The 19,815-nt window shown below is 38.3% G+C and carries 21 protein-coding genes and 3 pseudogenes; 22 read left to right on the top strand and 2 right to left on the bottom strand.

Translation table 11 applies throughout. The annotated features are described in order from the left end of the window. Positions 1 to 6: 6 nt before the first annotated feature. Entirely contained in the window at positions 7 to 2,040 is a 2,034-nt protein-coding gene (locus MAQA_RS07510; protein WP_036072728.1) for a DUF6270 domain-containing protein, read from the bottom strand. Between the two features lie 287 nt (positions 2,041 to 2,327). Here MAQA_RS07510 and MAQA_RS14455 point away from each other — a divergent pair, with 287 nt between their 5' ends. The 5 genes and pseudogenes from MAQA_RS14455 (at position 2,328) to MAQA_RS07495 (ending at position 5,596) form a co-directional block, all read left to right on the top strand. Further along, positions 2,328 to 2,573 (top strand): glucosaminidase domain-containing protein, encoded by a 246-nt coding sequence (locus tag MAQA_RS14455; RefSeq protein WP_149023335.1) that lies wholly within the window; start codon positions 2,328 to 2,330, stop codon positions 2,571 to 2,573. Positions 2,574 to 2,583: 10 nt separating this feature from the next. Beyond that, positions 2,584 to 3,273, top strand: a complete 690-nt coding sequence (locus MAQA_RS14180) for a GW domain-containing glycosaminoglycan-binding protein (protein WP_149023334.1) — start codon at positions 2,584 to 2,586, stop codon at positions 3,271 to 3,273. Beyond that, positions 3,270 to 3,329: pseudogene (locus MAQA_RS16760) on the top strand (hypothetical protein); the annotation flags it as partial. The gene MAQA_RS14180 and the pseudogene MAQA_RS16760, both read left to right, overlap by 4 nt. 90 nt (positions 3,330 to 3,419) lie before the next feature. Next, complete coding sequence (locus MAQA_RS14175; protein ID WP_036072726.1) at positions 3,420 to 4,367, top strand: GW domain-containing glycosaminoglycan-binding protein; 948 nt, start codon at positions 3,420 to 3,422, stop codon at positions 4,365 to 4,367. Positions 4,368 to 4,630: 263 nt separating this feature from the next. Next, positions 4,631 to 5,596 carry a glycosyltransferase family 2 protein gene (locus tag MAQA_RS07495; RefSeq protein ID WP_036072720.1) on the top strand — a complete coding sequence of 322 codons (966 nt, stop codon included), beginning with the start codon at positions 4,631 to 4,633 and terminating at the stop codon, positions 5,594 to 5,596. Positions 5,597 to 5,657: 61 nt separating this feature from the next. Here MAQA_RS07495 and galU read toward each other — a convergent pair whose 3' ends face one another. Then, on the bottom strand, positions 5,658 to 6,551 hold the full coding sequence (gene galU / locus MAQA_RS07490; protein WP_036072717.1) for a UTP--glucose-1-phosphate uridylyltransferase GalU: 894 nt from the start codon (positions 6,549 to 6,551) through the stop codon (positions 5,658 to 5,660). 205 nt (positions 6,552 to 6,756) lie between these two features. Between galU and MAQA_RS14650 the strand changes: the two genes are divergently transcribed. From MAQA_RS14650 to MAQA_RS16105, 17 genes and pseudogenes are all read left to right on the top strand, one after another. Further along, a complete protein-coding gene (locus MAQA_RS14650) occupies positions 6,757 to 7,635 on the top strand; it encodes a glycosyltransferase family 2 protein (protein WP_036072714.1) in 879 nt (292 codons plus the stop codon). Position 7,636: 1 nt separating this feature from the next. Then, positions 7,637 to 8,629: a CDP-glycerol glycerophosphotransferase family protein gene (locus tag MAQA_RS16130; protein ID WP_173400312.1), complete on the top strand. Its 993-nt coding sequence runs from the start codon at positions 7,637 to 7,639 to the stop codon at positions 8,627 to 8,629. Continuing rightward, positions 8,607 to 9,056: a CDP-glycerol glycerophosphotransferase family protein gene (locus tag MAQA_RS16125; protein ID WP_173400311.1), complete on the top strand. Its 450-nt coding sequence runs from the start codon at positions 8,607 to 8,609 to the stop codon at positions 9,054 to 9,056. The genes MAQA_RS16130 and MAQA_RS16125 overlap by 23 nt, the downstream gene beginning before the upstream one ends. Then, the gene (locus tag MAQA_RS07475; protein WP_036072711.1) at positions 9,053 to 10,048 is read left to right on the top strand and encodes a hypothetical protein; all 996 of its coding nucleotides are present in this window, start codon (positions 9,053 to 9,055) and stop codon (positions 10,046 to 10,048) included. The genes MAQA_RS16125 and MAQA_RS07475 overlap by 4 nt, the downstream gene beginning before the upstream one ends. Before the next feature lie 117 nt (positions 10,049 to 10,165). Continuing rightward, positions 10,166 to 10,879 carry an IspD/TarI family cytidylyltransferase gene (locus MAQA_RS07470; protein WP_036072709.1) on the top strand — a complete coding sequence of 238 codons (714 nt, stop codon included), beginning with the start codon at positions 10,166 to 10,168 and terminating at the stop codon, positions 10,877 to 10,879. Further along, positions 10,872 to 11,898 (top strand): annotated as a pseudogene (locus tag MAQA_RS07465) (ribitol-5-phosphate dehydrogenase). Before MAQA_RS07470 ends, MAQA_RS07465 begins: the two are co-directional and overlap by 8 nt. Before the next feature lie 75 nt (positions 11,899 to 11,973). Continuing rightward, entirely contained in the window at positions 11,974 to 12,636 is a 663-nt protein-coding gene (locus MAQA_RS16120; protein WP_159099966.1) for a CDP-glycerol glycerophosphotransferase family protein, read from the top strand. Then, positions 12,614 to 13,114 (top strand): CDP-glycerol glycerophosphotransferase family protein, encoded by a 501-nt coding sequence (locus MAQA_RS16115; protein WP_159099965.1) that lies wholly within the window; start codon positions 12,614 to 12,616, stop codon positions 13,112 to 13,114. The genes MAQA_RS16120 and MAQA_RS16115 overlap by 23 nt, the downstream gene beginning before the upstream one ends. A 14-nt stretch (positions 13,115 to 13,128) precedes the next feature. Next, positions 13,129 to 13,512 (top strand): glycerol-3-phosphate cytidylyltransferase, encoded by a 384-nt coding sequence (gene tagD, locus MAQA_RS07455; protein WP_036072707.1) that lies wholly within the window; start codon positions 13,129 to 13,131, stop codon positions 13,510 to 13,512. Between the two features lie 111 nt (positions 13,513 to 13,623). After that, complete coding sequence (gene pncB / locus MAQA_RS16405; RefSeq protein ID WP_338151625.1) at positions 13,624 to 14,337, top strand: nicotinate phosphoribosyltransferase; 714 nt, start codon at positions 13,624 to 13,626, stop codon at positions 14,335 to 14,337. Continuing rightward, a complete protein-coding gene (locus tag MAQA_RS16400; protein ID WP_338151624.1) occupies positions 14,316 to 14,621 on the top strand; it encodes a beta/alpha barrel domain-containing protein in 306 nt (101 codons plus the stop codon). The genes pncB and MAQA_RS16400 overlap by 22 nt, the downstream gene beginning before the upstream one ends. A 1-nt stretch (position 14,622) precedes the next feature. Then, complete coding sequence (locus MAQA_RS16395) at positions 14,623 to 15,114, top strand: beta/alpha barrel domain-containing protein (RefSeq protein WP_338151623.1); 492 nt, start codon at positions 14,623 to 14,625, stop codon at positions 15,112 to 15,114. A gap of 41 nt (positions 15,115 to 15,155) precedes the next feature. Then, entirely contained in the window at positions 15,156 to 15,977 is an 822-nt protein-coding gene (nadE, locus tag MAQA_RS07445) for an ammonia-dependent NAD(+) synthetase (protein WP_036072703.1), read from the top strand. Positions 15,978 to 15,989: 12 nt separating this feature from the next. Then, positions 15,990 to 16,298, top strand: a complete 309-nt coding sequence (locus tag MAQA_RS07440) for a putative quinol monooxygenase (RefSeq protein WP_036072701.1) — start codon at positions 15,990 to 15,992, stop codon at positions 16,296 to 16,298. 145 nt (positions 16,299 to 16,443) lie between these two features. Next, a pseudogene (gene guaA, locus MAQA_RS07435) lies at positions 16,444 to 18,001 on the top strand (glutamine-hydrolyzing GMP synthase). 611 nt (positions 18,002 to 18,612) lie between these two features. Continuing rightward, entirely contained in the window at positions 18,613 to 19,230 is a 618-nt protein-coding gene (locus MAQA_RS16110; protein WP_206537541.1) for an AIPR family protein, read from the top strand. Next, positions 19,214 to 19,666: an AIPR family protein gene (locus MAQA_RS16105; protein WP_277619950.1), complete on the top strand. Its 453-nt coding sequence runs from the start codon at positions 19,214 to 19,216 to the stop codon at positions 19,664 to 19,666. Before MAQA_RS16110 ends, MAQA_RS16105 begins: the two co-directional genes overlap by 17 nt. Positions 19,667 to 19,815 lie beyond the last annotated feature (149 nt).

The following is a 19,815-nucleotide window of genomic DNA, read 5'->3' as shown; positions in this document are numbered from 1 at the left end:
TCTTTTTTATTGTTTTGGAGTTTCAGATAGATAAATCATTTCTTTTAGAAAATCTTTATAGTAGGCTTCTTCAAAAGTGACAAAGGAGTGACCTAGAGGATTGTTACTACTCCCTGTGTATTTTTTAGATTCAAAATCAATGACACGTGCATTTGGGATGACAGAAAGAATAAAATTATTGAGGCGATCCCAGAAATATTGTTTCAATTCAATGGCCATTTTATTCTTGTATGGTACGCTTTTCTCATTTGCATCTAGATAGTTTAGCGTAGTTCCACCTTTGTTTAAAATGATTCGATCTTCTGGAACGAATTCTTTTAGTTGCTCAAGAAATTCCTTCGCATATTTTCGCCATTCTTCGAAATATGCTTCGGTATTATCATGCGTTAACAGACGCTCAAAAGGCATTTTGTCAGCCAATTGGCTTGTTTCAATTGTTTTTGAATAGGTTAAGGCGGCATGTTGGTTAAACCAAAGCACCGGACGAGTTACATCTGTAAAAGCATCTAGCAAAACATAATCTGGCTCAGATAAACGCAGTTTCAAAAAGAAGTTTTTTTCTGCATCTCGTTCAGCATTTTCACGATCAGAATCAGCAATTTCACTAAAATCAGCTGAAGAGAATAAAGTCATTCTTGCTGGGTATTTTTCGGTCATAGTAGAGATAAACGAAGTATCTTTTTGAACAAAATCGACTTCGAAAAAGGAGTTTGCATCTGGATTGAAATAGGGCTCTGTACGAAAAGCTGCATCGCTTACGGAGCCAAAAATAACAAGTTTTTTCACTTCTCGCCCTGACGCACTCGGTCCACTACGAAACTGGAAGCTGAAGTTGCTTAGCGCTGCTTTTTGCGGGCGCACTAAATACGTACCTCCATGAATTGCGTGATAATCAGATTCTAATGACACTTGATTAGGAACGAACAACGGGAAATCTGGCTTACCATCTGACCGGATAAAAGCATCCCAATCTTCATTCGGTTGATAGGTTTGAAGTGGGTAAAGCTGTTCTTTAGAAAGGTCTAAACTATAACTTTGAAATTTTTTCTTAATCATAAATTCCGTTTTTAAAGTATATTCTGAAGTACGAAACTTTTTGTTCCGTTGTTTAAAAACTAGCCGAGGGGCTTCCAATTGATCTTTGAAAAAGAAGCGAAAATGGAAGCCCTCCGATGTTTCACGATACTCAGCAAGTTGCGCCTCTTTTTGTAATTCTTTCCGAAAATAAAAAGAAAGTCGGCTAGAACCAGTAACATAGGACTCAAGCGAAGTAAAAGGTTTTTCTTTTAAGAATACTTTCTTATCAATTTGTTTTTTCTTAGCTTGATTCGCTTGAATAAATTCTTTTTTTGAAACATGCCAGTCATTTTTGAAACGAAGTAAAGCATCTAGATTATTGGAATTATCCACAAGGAAATTCGTATCGAGCTCGGCAAGTTGAAGCGTATATTCGATTTTTTCTTCGCTTGAAATAGTGATTGGAAAAGCTTGTTCTTGTTCGAAATAAAGGTAAAGATATGGATTAACTCGGCGGGCAAAAACTAACTCCGCATCGAGCTCGTTCAGTTCGAAATCAGCTTTTACTTCAAAATTTAATTTTGCTGTTGTTTCATCTAGCACAAGATCATTTAGTTGTACACTAAATTTTTTAGGTTCAGAGACAAGTGTAAGGACTGCTTCAGGGAATTCAAAATGATAGTCATACAAATCCTTAGGAAGTTGAAAGGTATTAAATTGTAGTGGACCATCTGTATGGATAGAGACAAACTGGTCTTTTGTTTTTCCGCTAAAGCGCCAAGAAGTTGTCGTGCCACTGATAGAATTTTGTGCAACGAGTTCATGGGGTACAGTGATGAGGTAGTTATTGTCTTTTTCTTCGAATAAGAGTTTATGTTGCACTGCTGGATAAGTGATTTCTTCGGTTTCATTTTCTACTTTGAAGAAGGCGAAAAATTCATCTATTATCATTTCTTTAGGAATGGAAATGATCCATTCTTTTTTAGCAGAATCGGTTATAATTTTGTTTGCTAAAATTTTCATAAAAATTCTCCTTGCTTTTAATGATAGTTTATGTATTAAAACTCTGCCATTATTGTAGCATAAACCGCTTAATTATGCAGTATATTCCTAGCTAGATTAAAAATCACTAGCACTTTTGGGGAATAAAGTATTTTTTTAGGTAGGAAATTTAGCACGGTTCTAATCTGAAAGTTCGATTTTTACGATGTCACTGAATTGTAACAAAATCACTTCTTACAATTTGATACAATGGTAACAGAACACAAGAATTAGGGAGTGGTTTAAAGAAATGACGAAAAAAAAAGGCAATGAAAATTGCCATGACTGGCTTAGTTTTAGCGAGCAGTCTGACGATGATTCCTACTGTTGCACCTTTTGGAGAAGAAAATGTTGCTATAGCGGCAACAAATGCCAATCAAACATTCATCAATACGCTTGCACCTCTTGCGCAAGCTAGCCAAGAAAAATACGGAGTCCTATCAAGTATTACACTAGCACAAGGGATTTTAGAATCTGGCTGGGGGAAATCTGAACTGACTAAAAAAGGGAAATAATCTTTTTGGTATGAAGGGCAGATACAACGGAAACTATGTACTAATGCCAACGCTTGAGTATGTAAATGGAAAATGGATTACAATTAATGCTGAATTCCGTAAATATGCGAACTGGCAACAATCTGTGCATGATCATAGTTTACTATTTGTAAACGGAGTATCTTGGGATAAAAACAGATATAAAAAAGTGCTTGATGCACCCAATTATAAAGTCGCTGCTCAAGAACTTCAAAATGCTGGGTACGCAACCGATCCAGGATATGCAAATAAGTTGATTAACTTAGTAGAAACCTATAACCTTGATCAATATGACGTATTGTATGATTCCATTCTATCTGAATCCGCGTATTCTGCTTATGCAAAAGTTACAAATGTAAGTGGGAATGCTGTTTGGACAAAACCATATAAAGTAAAAGGTACGACACTTGTTGGTGCGGCTGGTAATTATCAAAATAAAGATATTCAAATTGTGAGAAAAGCGGCTACCAAACGAGGTACCTATTATCAATTCAAAATAAACGGAAACGTTGTTGGTTGGATTGATGGGAAAGCACTTACTTTCTATGATACAGAAACATCCAATAAAGCATTTGTGTCAAGAGCAAAGATCACAACAACCTCAGGACACACTATCTGGACGAAACCTTATAATGTGTATGGACGTACACAAGTGGCAAGAGCAGATGGCTATGCTAAATAAAGAAAGTAAAAATTGAGCGTGAAGCAAAAACGGCTCACGGAACGTACTATCAATTTAGCATCAATGATAAAGTAGTAGGTTGGCTTGATAAACGAGCTTTTACTGTTTACGAATTTGACAGCATTATTAGTGATCAAAAAGTAAACTTGACGGCTCAAGTTAATCAAACCTCAGGTCACACGGTTTGGTCAGAAGCTTATAAAATTCAAGGGCTAACAAAAATCGGAGCAGCATCGAATTATCAAAACAAGGATGTAACTCTTGATCAAAAACGGAAAACACAACACGGTACGTACTATCGTTTTGCAGTTAATGGCAAAACGACGGGTTGGCTAGACACACGCGCATTTAAGCTATATGATGCTGTTGAATATAATAAAGCCGTCAACTTAGATGCAAAAATTGTCAATACGACTGGAAATGCATTTTGGACAGCTCCATATTTCTCTACTGGATCTAAGCTTGTAACAAGTGCATCCACTTATGCTGGAAAAGATGTCAAACTACTTCGTGAAGCGAAGACTGTTCGTGGCACCTATTATCAAGTTCAAATTGACGGAAAAATGATTGGTTGGTTAGATAAAAAAGCATTTAAGTTTTATAGTACGATTAAAAGTGAAGAAGTTGTAAATCGACCAGCGGTAATTTCGACTGTAGCTGGACACGCCGTTTGGAGTAAACCATATGAAGTGGTTGGAACAACACGTGTCAATGCAGCGTCTGTTTATCAAAACAATCAAGTGCAATTGCTTAAAAAAGCAGTGACTGATCGCGGCACCTATTATCAATTTAGCGTTGGCGGAAAAACGATTGGTTGGTTAGACCAACGTGCATTTGATATTTATGACAACGTTGAGTACAATAAATCCGTTCAACTGACAGGAACTGTTACAAACGTAGTTGGAAATGCTGCTTGGACGGAGCCTTATAAATCACTTGGCACAAAACTTATTAATCAAGCAACGGCATACCAAAATAAGCAAGTTTCCATTATTCGTGAAGCGAAAACAACACGTTCTACTTACTATCAATTCCAAATCGATGGAAAAACAATTGGCTGGCTTGATAAGCGGGTTTTCACAAACATTAAATAAAAGAAACGTCTAACATCGTTGGTGTTAGACGTTTTTCTTTTGTCCAACACTAGCGAAATACATTTTTATACTCAAAATTAAAAATGTATTTCGACTGAAAAGTTTCTTATTTATAATCAAAAAAGTTAAAAAAAAATTTTTGTAAATAGTTATTTTGTTGCTAGGAAAGAAAAATCTCAGAATTCATGTTTGAAATTTGAACACTCACTCAAAATAGGCTATGCTAGTAATAGTATTGTCTAGAATGAGGAGTGCTTTTTAAGATGAAAAAACCGTTTTTATCAATCGTAGTACCTTGCTATAACGAAGAAGAAGTTTTAAATGAAACAACGAAACAATTAACCGAGGTATTGATGACTTTAACAGAGAGGGAGTTAATTGATCCAGAAAGCAAGGTGATTTATGTGGATGACGGGAGTAAGGATGCAACATGGCAGCTGATTAGTGAGAAAACAGCAGAAAATCCATATATTTCAGGTGTGAAACTAAGTCGTAACTTTGGTCATCAGGGGGCGCTTTTAGCAGGATTGAATGCGGCTTATGAAAAATCGGATTGTGTCGTTTCGATCGATGCGGATTTACAAGATGACGTCAATGCCATCATCCCGTTTGTTGAAAAATTTCATGAAGGCTTTGATGTTGTTTATGGCGTCAGAGGGAAGCGAGATACGGATACTTTCTTTAAACGAAATACAGCGCTGGGTTTTTATCGATTTATGGATAAAATTGGGGTGAAGCTTGTTCCTAATCATGCTGATTTTCGTTTATTAAGTAAGCGGGCATTAAAAGAGTTTTTGAATTATAAAGAAGAAAATATGTTTATTCGCGGTATCGTGCCACTACTTGGTTTTCCTTCAACAAAAGTTTATTATGATCGTAACGAACGCTTTGCCGGTGAGTCTAAATATCCACTTAAAAAAATGATTTCGTTTGCGATTGATGGTATTACCTCTTTCAGCATTGTTCCCATCCGAATGTTATTTTCGCTTGGCGTCATTATGTTTTGTATTGGAATTGGAATAGGTGTCTATGCGCTCATTCAAAAGTTTATTGGACATGTAGAATCTGGATGGACGTCACTAATGATCTCACTATGGATTGTTGGAGGCATTCAGTTGTTAGCAATTGGCGTGCTTGGTGAATACGTGGGTAAAATTTTCAAGGAAGTAAAAGGACGTCCAAGATATACCATTGAAGAAAATTTGTTTGAAGAAAAAATGGCTGAGTAAAAGTGAACGATTTAAAAACTATACATAAAAAAACAAGAGGGAAAGAGTCCCTCTTGTTTTTTTATTTTGTCTTTTTGTCATTTTGATGGATTTCTTGATAAAGCTCATCAATTAAGTGACGGACATCATTTTTAATTTCTGGGTGTTCAAGAGCAAATTTCATGGTTGTTTCAATAAATCCATACTTATCGCCGACGTCATAGCGTGTCCCTTCAAAGTCGTAAGCGAAAACACGTTGGATTTCATTCAAGCGATTGATCGCATCTGTCAATTGAATTTCGCCACCAGCACCAGGCTCTTGCGTGGACAGATAATCAAAAATTTGTGGTGTTAACAAGTAACGTCCAAGAATAGCAAGGTCGGATGGAGCGTTTTCTGGATCGGGTTTTTCAACAAAACCTTTCACATTGTAAAGTCGGTCACTCATTTTATCTGCTGGATCGATGATTCCATATCGGTATGTTTCTTCATGTGGAACAGATTGCACACCGATAACCGAGCTGTGTGTGCGCTCATATTGATTAATTAATTGCTTAGCGCAAGGAACCTTTGAACGCACAATATCGTCACCAAGCATGACAACAAAGGGTTCATTGCCGACGAATCCCTTTGCTTGCAGAATAGCATCTCCAAGACCTTTTGGTTTAGACTGACGAATGAAATGAAGATTGATATTCGTAGTTTCTTCTACAAGATGAAGAAGCTCTAATTTGTTTTTAGACTTCAAGTTAGCTTCTAATTCAGGAACAGAGTCAAAATGGTCTTCAATGGCTCGTTTTCCTTTTCCTGTTACGATTAATATATCTTCAATGCCAGAAGCCATTGCTTCTTCAACAATAAATTGAATGGTTGGTTTATCAACAATAGGAAGGATCTCTTTTGGCATTGCTTTTGTAGCGGGAAGAAAGCGTGTTCCCAGTCCCGCTGCTGGGATGACTGCTTTTTTGACTTTCATAATTTTAACCTCCGATAAAAAACATTTAAGTATCAGCTTTAATTATACGTGAATGAACGCTAGATTAGCAAGTAAAGCAACCAAGATAAAAGCAACATGGAGATGAGTTCTATAGACTTTTGTCCCACAACTTCATTGACAGCGCTTATGTTTATCGCTAAAATGAAGTTTGATATGGAATCGCGTAAGGAGAATAAAAAAAAATATGAACAATTCTTTAGAAGAGAAAAAGGCGTATAAAGTAAGTGTGATTGTGCCATTATACAATGTTGCCGAAATTATCGATGAAACCCTGAAAAGTCTTGACGAACAAGATTTTTCTGATTATGAAGTGTTACTGATTGATGACGGGTCAAGTGATGATACTGTCAAAATAGTAAATGCTTTTATAAAGAATAAACCGAAATTTAAACTCATTGAGCAAGAAAACGCGGGTCCTGCTGCGGCGCGAAATCACGGCTTGCGTCTCGCAAATGGCGAATATATTTTATTTGTCGATAGTGACGATTTAATCCCCGAATTTGCACTTTCACTTATGCATCAAGCGGCAGTTTCGCACCAAGCGGAACTTGTAACAGGTGCAACGAAGCGTTTTAATTCTGAAAAAGAGTGGTTCATCCCTTCACATTTACGATACAACATTGCTAAACCAGGTGAAAAAACAATTACTGAGAATCCTGAGCTGTTTTATTCGATCGGGCCTTGTGCTAAGTTGTACCATCATAAACTTGTCGAAGGGGAGTTTTTCCCTGAAAGCATTCGTTACGGGGAAGATCAACCTTTTGTGTTACACACATTGTTAAACGCTGAAAAAATCTTTACAGTGGAAAAAGTGGTTTATTATTACCGGTTACGAGACGGAGAAGAGCAGTCTCTTACTCAATCGGTCAATAAAGACCCGATGCGGATACTTCAATCTGTTTTTGATGTGTTTGACTTTGGTGAGCGAGAAATTGAACGGAGCAAGACAGAGCAAGAAGTGGCGCTTGCGTATTATAAGCGAGTTTCTGATATTGAATTTTGGGCTTCACTAAAAGCCATTGTCGAAAGTAAAGACAGTACAATTCAAAAAAAATGGATTTGAAATGATTTTAAATTGGTTTAAGTCTAAACCCGACGATTTCCTGAACGTTATTCCTTCGTTCCGCTATTACTTGTGGTACAGCGTCATTGAACGAGCTAATTATATTCAAAAACCTGCAAGGGCTGTGTACCGGAACTTAATCACATACCTTTACGAACGCCAAACGAATGAATCAAAACAGGCTTTCATGAAATCCTATCCAATTCATAGCAGAGCTTCGCTTGCGATTATTGAAGAAAATAACTGGAAAAAGGCAAAGAAAATTTCACGTGTCTTTATTATTCGAACTAAATTGAAGACACCGCGCCTTGTGAACGGATTTGCACGTAGGATTCTCTTTAAATTAGCTAACCTTCTCCCTAAAAAGGACATCTTAGTTCTTGCAACAGAGCGCAGTACAGTTCTTGAGGGGAATTTACTTTCCATCTATGATTATATGTTTTTGAATGACCGAAAAGAGCGCATCTATGTGTTTTTACGAAAGCAAAGAAGTTGGCTTGAAATATTGCAACTATATTATGTGCTTGGTCGAGCGAAAACGATTTGTCTAGATGACTACTATAATAAAATTTATGGGCTTAAGTTTAGTAAACGAGCGCACGTGATTCAATCTTGGCATGCAACAGGCGCTTTCAAGAAGTTTGGCTTTAGTGCACTTGAATCTGGGGATTCCAATACGGAAGAATTTGAATCAAAAGCGCATTCCCCTTATTCTGATGTGCTAGTAAGTTCTAAAGCGATTATTCCTCAATATGCGGAAGCGTTCCACAAAAAAGCAGAACAAATTAAACCGATTGGTGTGCCACGAACAGATAAGTTCTTTGATCAAGATTATAAAAACTATGTGAATGAAGTTTACCGAAAGAACTATCCGATCTTGCGAAAGAAAAAAGCGATTTTATATGCGCCTACTTTCCGCGGCGGTCCAGATGAACGGAAGAATTACAGTGTAGTGCTTGATTTGAAAAAAAATGAAAGAAGCGCTGCAAGATGAGTATGTGCTAATTTTAAAATTCCATCCGATGATTAAAAATATTTCAATGGATATCAGTGAAGAGGACCCATTCATTTTAATGATGGGTGGGGGCAGTGACGTGAATGATTTAATGTTCCTAAGCGACATTTTGATTACAGACTATTCTTCAGTGATTTTCGAATACAGCATCATGAATCGACCGATGCTTTTCTTTGCTTATGACGTCGAGAGTTATTTTGATGAGCGGGGCTTTTATTTTAGCTATGAAGAGATGATTCCTGGAAAGATTTATAAAACGACAGATACGCTTATTGAGGCAATTAAAACGGGTGAGTATGATTACGAGAAGCTTGCCGATTTCCGGACGAAATTTATGGATAGTATTGATGGGCATTCAACGGAGCGGTTTATTGAAACGTACTTGGGTAAGGAGGCGAGAAAATGAAATTTTTACCCACCGAAGCGGTTCAAGATTTAACAGTAAAAGATATTGCTGAACGTCTTTTACCAATCGAGGAAACTTTTGTTGTTTTTCAAACGGTGAAAGATGAAAAAGCAGAAAAGCAAATGCTGAAGTTTTTTGAAAACTACCAATCGGAATTTACATCGCAAGATATTTTTTACTTCCTTGCTAACCCTGTGTACACGCAGTTTTTGAAAAAACAAGAAGACAAAGAACCTTTTCTTGAAAAAGATGATTTTCAGTTTATCGATGAAATTGAAATCAGTATTCCAACCTATGTTGAAAAAGATCCTTTTCTTGTTTTGCCAGAAAACTATAGTTATTTAATGTTTAGAAGAACGGCCATCCTTAGAAAAGTAGCGGAGCTAGAAGAAAATCTCCCGTTTGAAGTCCTCGTGTATCAACTACTTCAATCGACTGATTCTATTGTAAAAGAGCGCATCCTTGAAATTGAAAAAGAACCCAAAGTGAACAGTTCGGCTGAGCTTCAGTTAAACCAAACCATGGCGCTTTTTGTGAATTGGGTGAGTCGACAACGAGAATATTGTCAAATTCCACTATTAAATCAAGAATTTGAAATTAACTTATTAAATTACTTGATTAATACGCGGATTGGCCCAGCTTTTCAAACGGAAGTCGAACAAGGAAATTATTCTGCTGCACGTGAAATTTTAGCGGGGCTACTTCAAGAAATCCAAAAACTTCGCAAAACGGTTGTTTCGGGTCTTGTTTCACTTGGCTATTATTTTGTCCAAATTCCTGTTGAACAGTATGACAAATTACACAAAGATCCTGAATTTATGAAGCTCTACTTGGAATTTGGGACATTCTTGTTTAGTCAAATGCACTTTAATTCTAGAAGCTATTACTTGAGATTTTACCGACAAGCGACGAACGCGCTTTATAAAGCGGTTCGCGCAAATTCCGAAAAACCGCTACGCAAATGTAATGAGCTTTACTTTTCACATCAATAACAAGAGCTAGTTTACCCGAGAAAAAGAAGAGTTTTTTCCCTTCTTTTTCTTTTCTTATGTTATAATACATGTGTTATGTTAGCTTTCAATCTTTAGAGATAAAGGAGACTATAAAAAATGATCTATGCTGAAATTCTTGCTGGGGGTAAAGGTACGCGAATGGGAAACGTAAGTATGCCCAAGCAGTATCTGCCACTAAACGGCAAACCTGTTATCGTTCACACGGTTGAGAAATTTATTTTGAATGCTCGTTTTGATAAAATTCTTGTGGCCTCACCTAAAGAATGGATCAATCATACTGAGGATATTTTGAAAAAACATATTCAAGATGATCGTGTGATTGTTATTGAAGGTGGAGCTGACCGCAATGAAACGATTATGAGCGGGATCCGTCATGTTGAACAAAACTACGGGTTGAATGAAGAGGATGTTTTGATTACGCATGATGCTGTTCGTCCGTTTTTAACGCATCGCATTATCGAAGAGAATATAAATGCAGCCCTTGAATACGGAGCCGTAGATACGGTGATTACAGCTACAGATACAATTGTCGAATCAACGAACCACGAATTTATTACAGACATTCCTGTGCGCGATGTGATGTATCAAGGACAAACACCGCAAAGTTTTAACATGAAGCGTCTTAGTGATCATTATCATGCGCTTTCCGATGAGCAAAAACAAATTTTGACAGACGCATGTAAAATTTGTTTGCTTGCTGGAGAAAAAGTAAGTCTCGTGAAAGGTGAAATTTTCAACATTAAGATCACAACACCTTATGATATGCAAGTAGCCAATGCGATTATACAGGAGCGGATTAGCCATGATTAATCAAGTATATAGGCTTGTTTCAGAGAGACAATTTGAAGTTGCCAATATCGATGAAACGCTAACTGAAGATGCTGTTGTAGTTCGTCCAACTTATCTTTCAATTTGTGCAGCTGACCAGCGCTACTATACAGGTTCGCGTGGGAAAGAAATACTGGCAAAGAAACTTCCCATGGCTTTAATTCACGAGGGTGTTGGAGAAGTTGTTTACGATGCAAAGAAAGAATTTCCAATTGGAACGAAAGTCGTGATGATTCCAAATACACCGTTTGAAAAAGATCCTGTGATCGCAGAAAACTATTTACGAAGCAGCAAGTTTCGCTCAAGCGGATTTGATGGTCTAATGCAGGATAACGTATTTATGCGTCGTGACCGGTTAATTGCGCTACCAGAAGATTTAGACATGACGGTTGCTGCTTTTTCAGAACTGATTTCAGTTGCTGTGCATGCGGTTCGCCGTTTTGATTCTCGCGCAGATGCCAACCGTTCATCATTTGGAGTTTGGGGCGATGGAAACCTTGGCTTTATCACGTGTTTACTGTTAAAAGACAAGTTTCCAGATGCGAAAGTGTATATTTTCGGAAAAACTCCTTATAAACTGGATTTCTTTTCATTTGTGGATGCAGCATATAGCATTGATGCCATTCCAGAAGATTTAGAAATTGACCAAGCTTTTGAATGTGCTGGCGGGAAGGGAAGCCAATATGCGGTGGATCAAATTATTGATTTGATAAAACCGGAAGGAACCATTTCCTTACTTGGTGTTTCTGAGTATCCAATTGAAGTAAATACACGTATGGTACTTGAAAAAGGATTAACGCTATATGGAAGCAGCCGAAGCGGACGAGTTGATTTCCAAGCGACTGTTGATTTCCTTAATAAGAATCGACGCGCTGTGGAATACCTTTCAAACCTTATAGGTGAAGTGCATGATGTTCGAAGTATTCAAGATGTCATCGAAGCCTTCGAAGCTGATTTACGAAGCCCTTGGGGGGAAAACCGTTATGGCGTGGAATATTTGACTTTTGAAGAGAAAAAGGAGAGGTGCCGCAAATCTGCGGCACCTCTTGCTACATATAATGAGGAGTGGACCTGAAATGAGACGAATACTGGCACAGCTTTACATGATTATCTTGCGGGGCGTAGCGATCTTTTTTCGACCGTTTAATTTACAAACTAAAGTGGTCATGCTTGTTACCTTTCAAGATAATCCCGAACAAATTTTAAAGAAAATGGCTGATTTGCGTGTTTCACCAGAAACGATTGTCTTTTATGATCCGCGTGTTGATGAAACACAACTTTCCTATAATTTTGTCCGAACGATTCCATTGACATTTTCTTCTATATTTAAACGACTTTACCATATGAGTCGTGCCAAAGTGGTGATTGTCGATAATTATTTTCCTGAGCTGGCCGCATTAAAATTTAAAGAAGAAGCTTGTTGTATTCAAATTTGGCACGCGAATGGGGCACTCAAAAAGTTTGCATGGGAAGATAAAGCTACGCCTTTACGCGCGAAAAGTGAGCAAAAGCGGTTCAAAGCCGTTTATGCACGTTTTCATAAGGTGGTTGTAGGTTCCGACATGATGGGAGAAATTTTCAAACGATCATTTTTATTGGAAAGCGAAGACCGGTTACTAAAAACAGGAGTGCCAAGTACCGATTACTTTTTTGAACAAGAAACATTAAAACAAATTCGAGCAAGTTACCGTGAAAAATACCAGAAAAAAAACAATTTTGTACGCACCCACTTTTCGTGATAGCGAGCTAAATCAGGCGAAGATCTTGCTTGACCTTGAAAAAATGCGGGAGCTTCTTTCAGATGAGTATGTATTGTTACTTAAGTTACATCCCTCGATCCAAGCAAATGCAACGATTCCAGAAGACGATTTCGTCAAGCTTTTTCCAAAGAATCAGTCGATGCAGGAAGCCTTAGCAGGTGCTGATGTGCTCGTTACGGATTATTCTTCCTCCCCATTTGAATTTGCTTTGCTGAGTCGTCCGATTTATTTTTTTACGCCGGATATTGAGCAGTATGACCGAGAGCGCGGTCTTGTAACGGGTTTTTCTGAGTTAATCCCAGGTGAGCCCTATCTCACGACAGAATCCCTTGCTCGTGGTATTCTAAATGATGAGGCTGATCTTGATGAAATTGCGCGCTTCAGCGCGACATGGAACAAATATTCAGAAGGGCGTTCCGCAGCGAATTTAGTCGATTTTATCCAGAAAAAACTTTGAAAGAGAGTGGAGACATGAAAAAGGTGATTACTTATGGCACGTTTGATTTGCTACATTGGGGCCATATCGAGCTTTTGCGGCGTGCAAAAGAAATGGGCGATTATCTAATCGTGGCGTTGTCGACCGATTCATTTAACCGAATTAAACATAAAGAAGCTTACCACAGCTACTTGCATCGCAAATTGATTTTAGAAGCGATTCGTTACGTGGATGAAGTGATTCCTGAAGAAAATTGGGATCAAAAAATAGCGGACATTAAAACGCATGACGTAGACGTGTTTGTGATGGGCGATGACTGGAAAGGCGAGTTTGATTTTTTGAAACCTTATTGTGAAGTCGTTTATTTGCCAAGAACAGACGGGATTTCCACTACGCAAATTAAAGAGGATTTGCGCTGATTTTGATTTTAGCAAAACGCAGGAAAATTTTCAGATATGAAAAATTATGCTATGATGTTTGTAAATGTAATTTCAGCCAAGCGAGGCTAGAACAAGGATTGGAGAAAACCCATGACAAACTTATATCAAGATGATAGTTTAACTTTACATACTGATCTCTATCAGTTAAATATGATGAAGGCTTATTTTGATGACGGAATTCATGAGCGAAGAAGTATTTTTGAAGTTTTCTTCCGCGAAATGCCGTTTAATTCAGGCTACGTGGTTTTTGCTGGGCTTGAACGAATTGTATCGTATATTGAAAATTTACGTTTTACTGAGAGTGATATAACATATTTGCATGACGAACTAGGCTTTGATGGAGCCTTTTTAGAGTACTTAAAAGACTTCAAGTTTAAGGGAGCGATTCGCTCTGTTCGTGAAGGGGAATTTGTTTTTAAAACAGAACCGATTTTACAAGTGGAAGCAAGTCTTGCAGAAGCTCAACTCATCGAAACTGCGTTACTAAACATTGTGAACTTCCAAACGCTGATTGCAACAAAGGCGGCTCGGATTCGTTCTGTTGTTGATAATGATAGTCTGGCAGAGTTTGGTACACGGCGGGCGCAGGAAATGGATGCCGCGATTTGGGGCACGCGCGCCGCTTATATTGGTGGCTGTGATTCAACGAGTAATGTGCGCGCGGGTAAGATTTTTGGGATTCCTGTTTCTGGAACGATGGCGCATGCATGGTTCAGGCATATCGGGATGAATATGAGGCGTTTAAAAGCTATGCGAAGACGCACAAAAATTCGATTTTCCTTGTGGATACGTACGATACGTTAAAATCAGGTGTTCCAAATGCGATTCGTGTAGCGAAAGAACTTGGCGATGAAATCAATTTTATTGGGATTCGGCTAGATAGTGGGGATATGGCGTTTCTTTCGAAGAAGGCAAGGCAAATGCTTGATGAAGCTGGTTTTACAGATGCGAAAATTTTTGCTTCGAGTGATTTAGATGAACATACGATTTTGTCGCTTAAAGCACAGAAGGCCAAGATCGATTCTTGGGGAGTTGGGACAAAACTGATCACAGCTTATGACCAGCCGGCGCTTGGGGGCTGTCTATAAGATGGCTGCAATTGCAGATGAGCATGGCGTGCTGCAAGACTCAATCAAACTTTCGAGCAATACAGAAAAAGTTTCAACGCCAGGCGAAAAACGAGTTTATCGGATTATTTCAGAAAGCGAGCGTCCAAAAGCAGAAGGTGATTATATTGCGATGGCAGATGAATCGCTTGAAGGGGTAAAAGAACTAACGATGTTCCACCCTGTGCATACCTATATTACAAAGACGGTGAAAAATTTTAAAGCGAAAGAACTACTTATACCGATTTTTGAAGGCGGGAAGCGCGTGTATGACTTGCCGACACTTGAAGAGATTAAAGCTTATAAAGAAGAGAACCTCGCGCTTCTTTGGGGCGAGTACAAACGAACTGTTCGTCCAGAGCAGTACCCAGTAGATTTAAGCGTGAAATGTTGGAAAAATAAAATGAAAAATATTGAAAAGGTGCGAAAAAGCGTCCAGCTTCATTCACCTGTTGATCTGGATTTTCCTTTGTAGAAGCAGGAAAGAATGTTTGTTAGAATAGGAGGACTCTTAAAGTGGATATTAGAGAACAAATTTTAGCGGAAATGAAGGTAAAACCAGAAATCGATCCGAAAGAAGAAATTCGAAAAAGTGTGAACTTGCTAAAAGACTATTTGAAGACAAACTCCTTTTTGAAAAGTCTTGTTTTGGGGATTTCAGGTGGGCAAGACTCAACTTTAGTGGGTAAGCTTGCTCAAATCGCCATTTCTGAGCTACGCGAAGAGACGGGAGGAGACTATGAGTTTCTTGCAGTGAGTCTTCCTTACGGTGAACAATTGGACGAAGCAGACCGCCAAGACGCCTTGAAATTTATCGCTCCTGATGAGTCCATTGTCATCAATATCAAGCGTGCGGTAGATGCCAGTGCAAAAACACTCGAAGAAGCTGGAGTCGTGCTGACGGACTTTGCGAAAGGTAACGAAAAAGCACGCGAACGGATGAAAGCTCAATATTCTGTTGCGGCGATGCACCAGGGTGTGGTTGTTGGAACGGATCATTCGGCGGAAGCAGTGACGGGCTTTTATACGAAATATGGTGACGGTGGAACGGACATCAATCCGATTTTTCGTTTAAATAAACGGCAAGGAAAACTGTTGCTAAAAGAATTAGGTTGCCCAGAGCATTTATATCTGAAAAAGCCAACTGCTGATCTAGAAGAGGATAAACCGGCGCTTCCGGATGAAGTTGCGCTTGGTGTCACGTATGATGAAATTGATGATTACTTAGAGGGCAAGCCAGTTTCAGGCGAGGCAGCGGCTAAAATTGAAAGTTGGTATTTGAAATCACGGCATAAACGAAACATGCCGATTACGATTTTTGATGATTTTTGGAAATAGGAGGGAAAAGAGATGAGGGTAGGTTATGGATTAATAACAACATTCCATGCGCATGCAGGGCAACAAAAAGAGCTAGCAGAAATTTTGTTAGAAGGGGCTGCCGTTATGGAAGAGATTCCGGCTTGTCTTGAATACGTCGTTGGAACTTCTGAACAAGATGAAGATACCGTTTTTGTAGTGGAATTCTGGACAGATGAAGGACGTCACCGGGCTTCACTTGATAATCCAGCTGTAAAAGCAGTGATTGAACGAGGGGCTCCTTTAATTCGTGAAGTAGAGCGCAACAAAGAACTAGATCTTTTAGGCGGAAAAGGACTTTAGAGACTTAGAAAATTCACAAACAGGGTTGCAAGATCGAACTGTTGACGTTAAAATGAAAGAAGAATGAAAAGGGCAAGCAATTGTCCTTTTCTTTGTTAGTGAGCGAGCCGATTTTATTCGGCTTAATTTTATAGATAAGGTGGTTTTGGAAAAAACGATGAAAGAATTTGCCGAACAAGAAAAAATTATCGTTCTGGATTTTGGAAGCCAGTACAACCAATTGATAACACGACGCATTCGTGAATTTGGCGTTTACAGTGAACTTCATCCTCACACGATTACGGTGGAAGAAATGAAGGCACTAAATCCGAAGGGAATCATCTTCTCTGGCGGACCAAACAGTGTGTATGATGAAGGGGCTTTCCGCTGTGATGAAGGACTTTTCGAGATGGGGATCCCGATTCTTGGAATTTGCTACGGTATGCAACTGATGACGCTTCACTTTGATGGAAAAGTAGAACCTGCGAAAGATCGTGAATACGGTAAAGCAAACGTTCATCTAGAAATTCCAAACCATTTATTTGCGGGCATTCCAACTGATCAAACCGTTTGGATGAGCCACGGAGATCTTGTTGTTGATGCACCGAAAGATTTTGAAGTCGTTGGAACAAGTAAGTCTTGTCCGATTGCGGCGATTGCAGATGAAAACCGGAAGATGTATGGTGTGCAGTTCCACCCAGAAGTTCGCCATTCAGAATATGGCAATGACCTATTGAAAAACTTTGCGCTGAACATTTGTGGTTGTAAAGGTGACTGGTCGATGGAAAACTTTATTGAAGTAGAAATTGACAAAATCCGTGAAACCGTTGGCGACAAAAAAAGTGCTACTTGCGCTTTCTGGCGGCGTTGATTCTTCTGTTGTTGGCGTGTTAATTCATAAAGCCATTGGCGATCAACTAACGTGTATCTTCGTTGACCACGGTTTGCTCCGTAAAGGAGAAGCGGATCAAGTCATGGAAACTCTTCAAGGCGAATTCAATATGAATATCATCAAAGTGGATGCGAAGGAACGCTTCCTATCGAAACTAGAAGGCGTTTCTGATCCTGAGCAAAAACGTAAAATTATCGGAAACGAATTTATTTATGTCTTTGACGATGAAGCAGGGAAACTTGATGGTGTTGAGTTCCTAGCACAAGGAACACTTTATACAGACATTATCGAAAGTGGAACAGCGACAGCACAAACGATTAAGTCACACCATAATGTTGGTGGACTTCCAGAAGACATGAGTTTTAAACTAATTGAACCACTCAATACGCTATTTAAAGACGAAGTACGTGCACTTGGAACTGAACTTGGCATGCCGGATGCAATCGTTTGGCGGCAACCGTTCCCAGGTCCTGGACTTGGAATACGTGTGCTAGGCGAAGTGACAGAGGAAAAACTAGAAATTGTGCGGGACTCGGACTATATTTTACGCGAAGAAATCAAAGAAGCTGGGCTTGACCGCGAGATTTGGCAATACTTTACGGCGCTTCCAAACATTCGTAGTGTAGGTGTTATGGGCGACGGTCGGACTTACGATCACACAATTGTGATTCGTGCGGTGACGAGTATCGATGGCATGACAGCTGACTGGGCGCGGATTCCGTGGGATGTGCTGGAGAAGATTTCTGTGCGGATTGTGAATGAAGTGCAGCACGTGAACCGCGTTGTTTATGACGTGACGAGTAAGCCACCTGCTACTGTGGAATGGGAATAAACTTGTCAGAAACAATAAACCAGAAATGCTGATTCTACTGGGATTTGTTTATTCTTAAAATATATTATGATCATAATAGAAATGGAGTATCTTCAAAAAATCCTGTTTAGAGATTTCTCTAAGCAGGATTTTTTGATCTTAAATTAGAAGGAAAAGCGAATATGCTTATTTTTCAAGTTTAGCAACAATATCTCTTTAAAAAAAGGTTTAACTTATAGTAAGTCTATTATTTCAGAAAACAACTCTTGAACATCGACTTCAAATGCGATTGCTAATTTTTTTTAGATTTTGTATTGTGGGAACATTCTTACCTGTTTCGTAGTTCATTAATGTCTTTTCACTGATCCAATCTTCATAGTCAAAATATTTTTCGCTCCTATCATCAATAAATTTTCGTCGAGATGGAGAAATGTCAGTTAATCTCATTCTATATTTTTTCAATACATATCCAACTTGTTTGTTTTGATTTTCATCTTTTCTTTTCGTCATATCAACATTATATCACAAATGGAACCTTGGGTACTTTTTTTTATTTTTTTGAAATCATGATATATTTACTTTACAGCTTACGAAAAATCGTTAAGCTAAATAAAAATTAGGAGGTATGTTAAATGACATCCACAATCACATTCAAAACAAATTCTGTCCGCACCATTAGTTCACCATCACAAGAAGGAGTGACAACCTACTTCGTCTTTGCCAACTTTCGTGATGTACCCGAGAAATTGCCCTTAGATGTTAATCCTCGAAAACCCAAAATGAATACTGCTGTCGCAAAAGCTCTTATCAATGCTGTGCGTTCTCCAGAAACAGATTTTGATATCAATAATCGTGGAATTGTGATTGTTGCGAAAAAATTCAAGTTTAACACGACAGATGGCACAGTCACTTTAGATCTAGGGAACGATCCGCAAAATTATGGGATTCTAGATGGTGGTCATACATATACTGCTATTATAGAAGGACGCAAAGATTTATCCGAAGATATCGATAAATTCGTTAAACTTGAAATTATCGTCGGAGATGATTTAACAGTTTCGAGAATTGCCGATGCTCGGAACACATCTGCTTCTGTTTCAGATATTGCTCTATATGAATTAGATGACAAATTTAATTTTATTAAAGAAACAATACAGGGCGAACCCTACGCTAATGACATTGCAGTTAAAGATAATTCGAAAAAAACGTCTACAAATCATCGAGTTGTTAAAATTGTTATTCAGTTATAATATATTTAAGTTTAAAGATGCAAATGATACTCCTATTCAAGCATATTCAGGAAAAGCTGCTGTATTTAAAGATATTAAAAAAGATCTTGATGATAATACTGGATATTATCATCGACTTTCAGCATTATTACCTGATTTAATACGCTTATATGATCGTATTGAATTTGAATTCAATGATAAATATCGTGAATATAATCCAAGCGGAAGATTTGGTGCTTTACGTGGGATTGAACCTGTAAAGAGCGGACGTTCCTCTTTTAAAACTCTTTTTCTAGAAAACGATACTGACTATAAAGTTTCTGCTGGATATATTTTACCCGTTTTTGGGGCTTTTCGAGTTCTTGTTCAAGATGATGGATTGTCTTTGACATGGCGAATTGATCCTTTTAAAATGTGGGATGAAGTAGGGGCAGATCTATTAAAAAAATACTTTTGAAAGTTCTCGGAATAACCCTCAGGATGCTGGAAAGAATGCATCAATTTGGTCAAATAATTATTCTAAAGTTGAAAATGCTATGTTCCGACAAATGCTTAAAAACAGCTAAAATTCACATATATTAGGATATTTATCTCTACGTTGGAATA

The sequence above is a fragment of the Listeria aquatica FSL S10-1188 genome, assembly GCF_000525795.1.
In the GTDB taxonomy this organism is placed as follows: Bacteria; Bacillota; Bacilli; order Lactobacillales; family Listeriaceae; genus Listeria; species Listeria aquatica.
The sequence above is the reverse complement of the archived record's forward strand: the minus strand, read 5'-3'. Positions and strand labels throughout refer to the sequence as shown.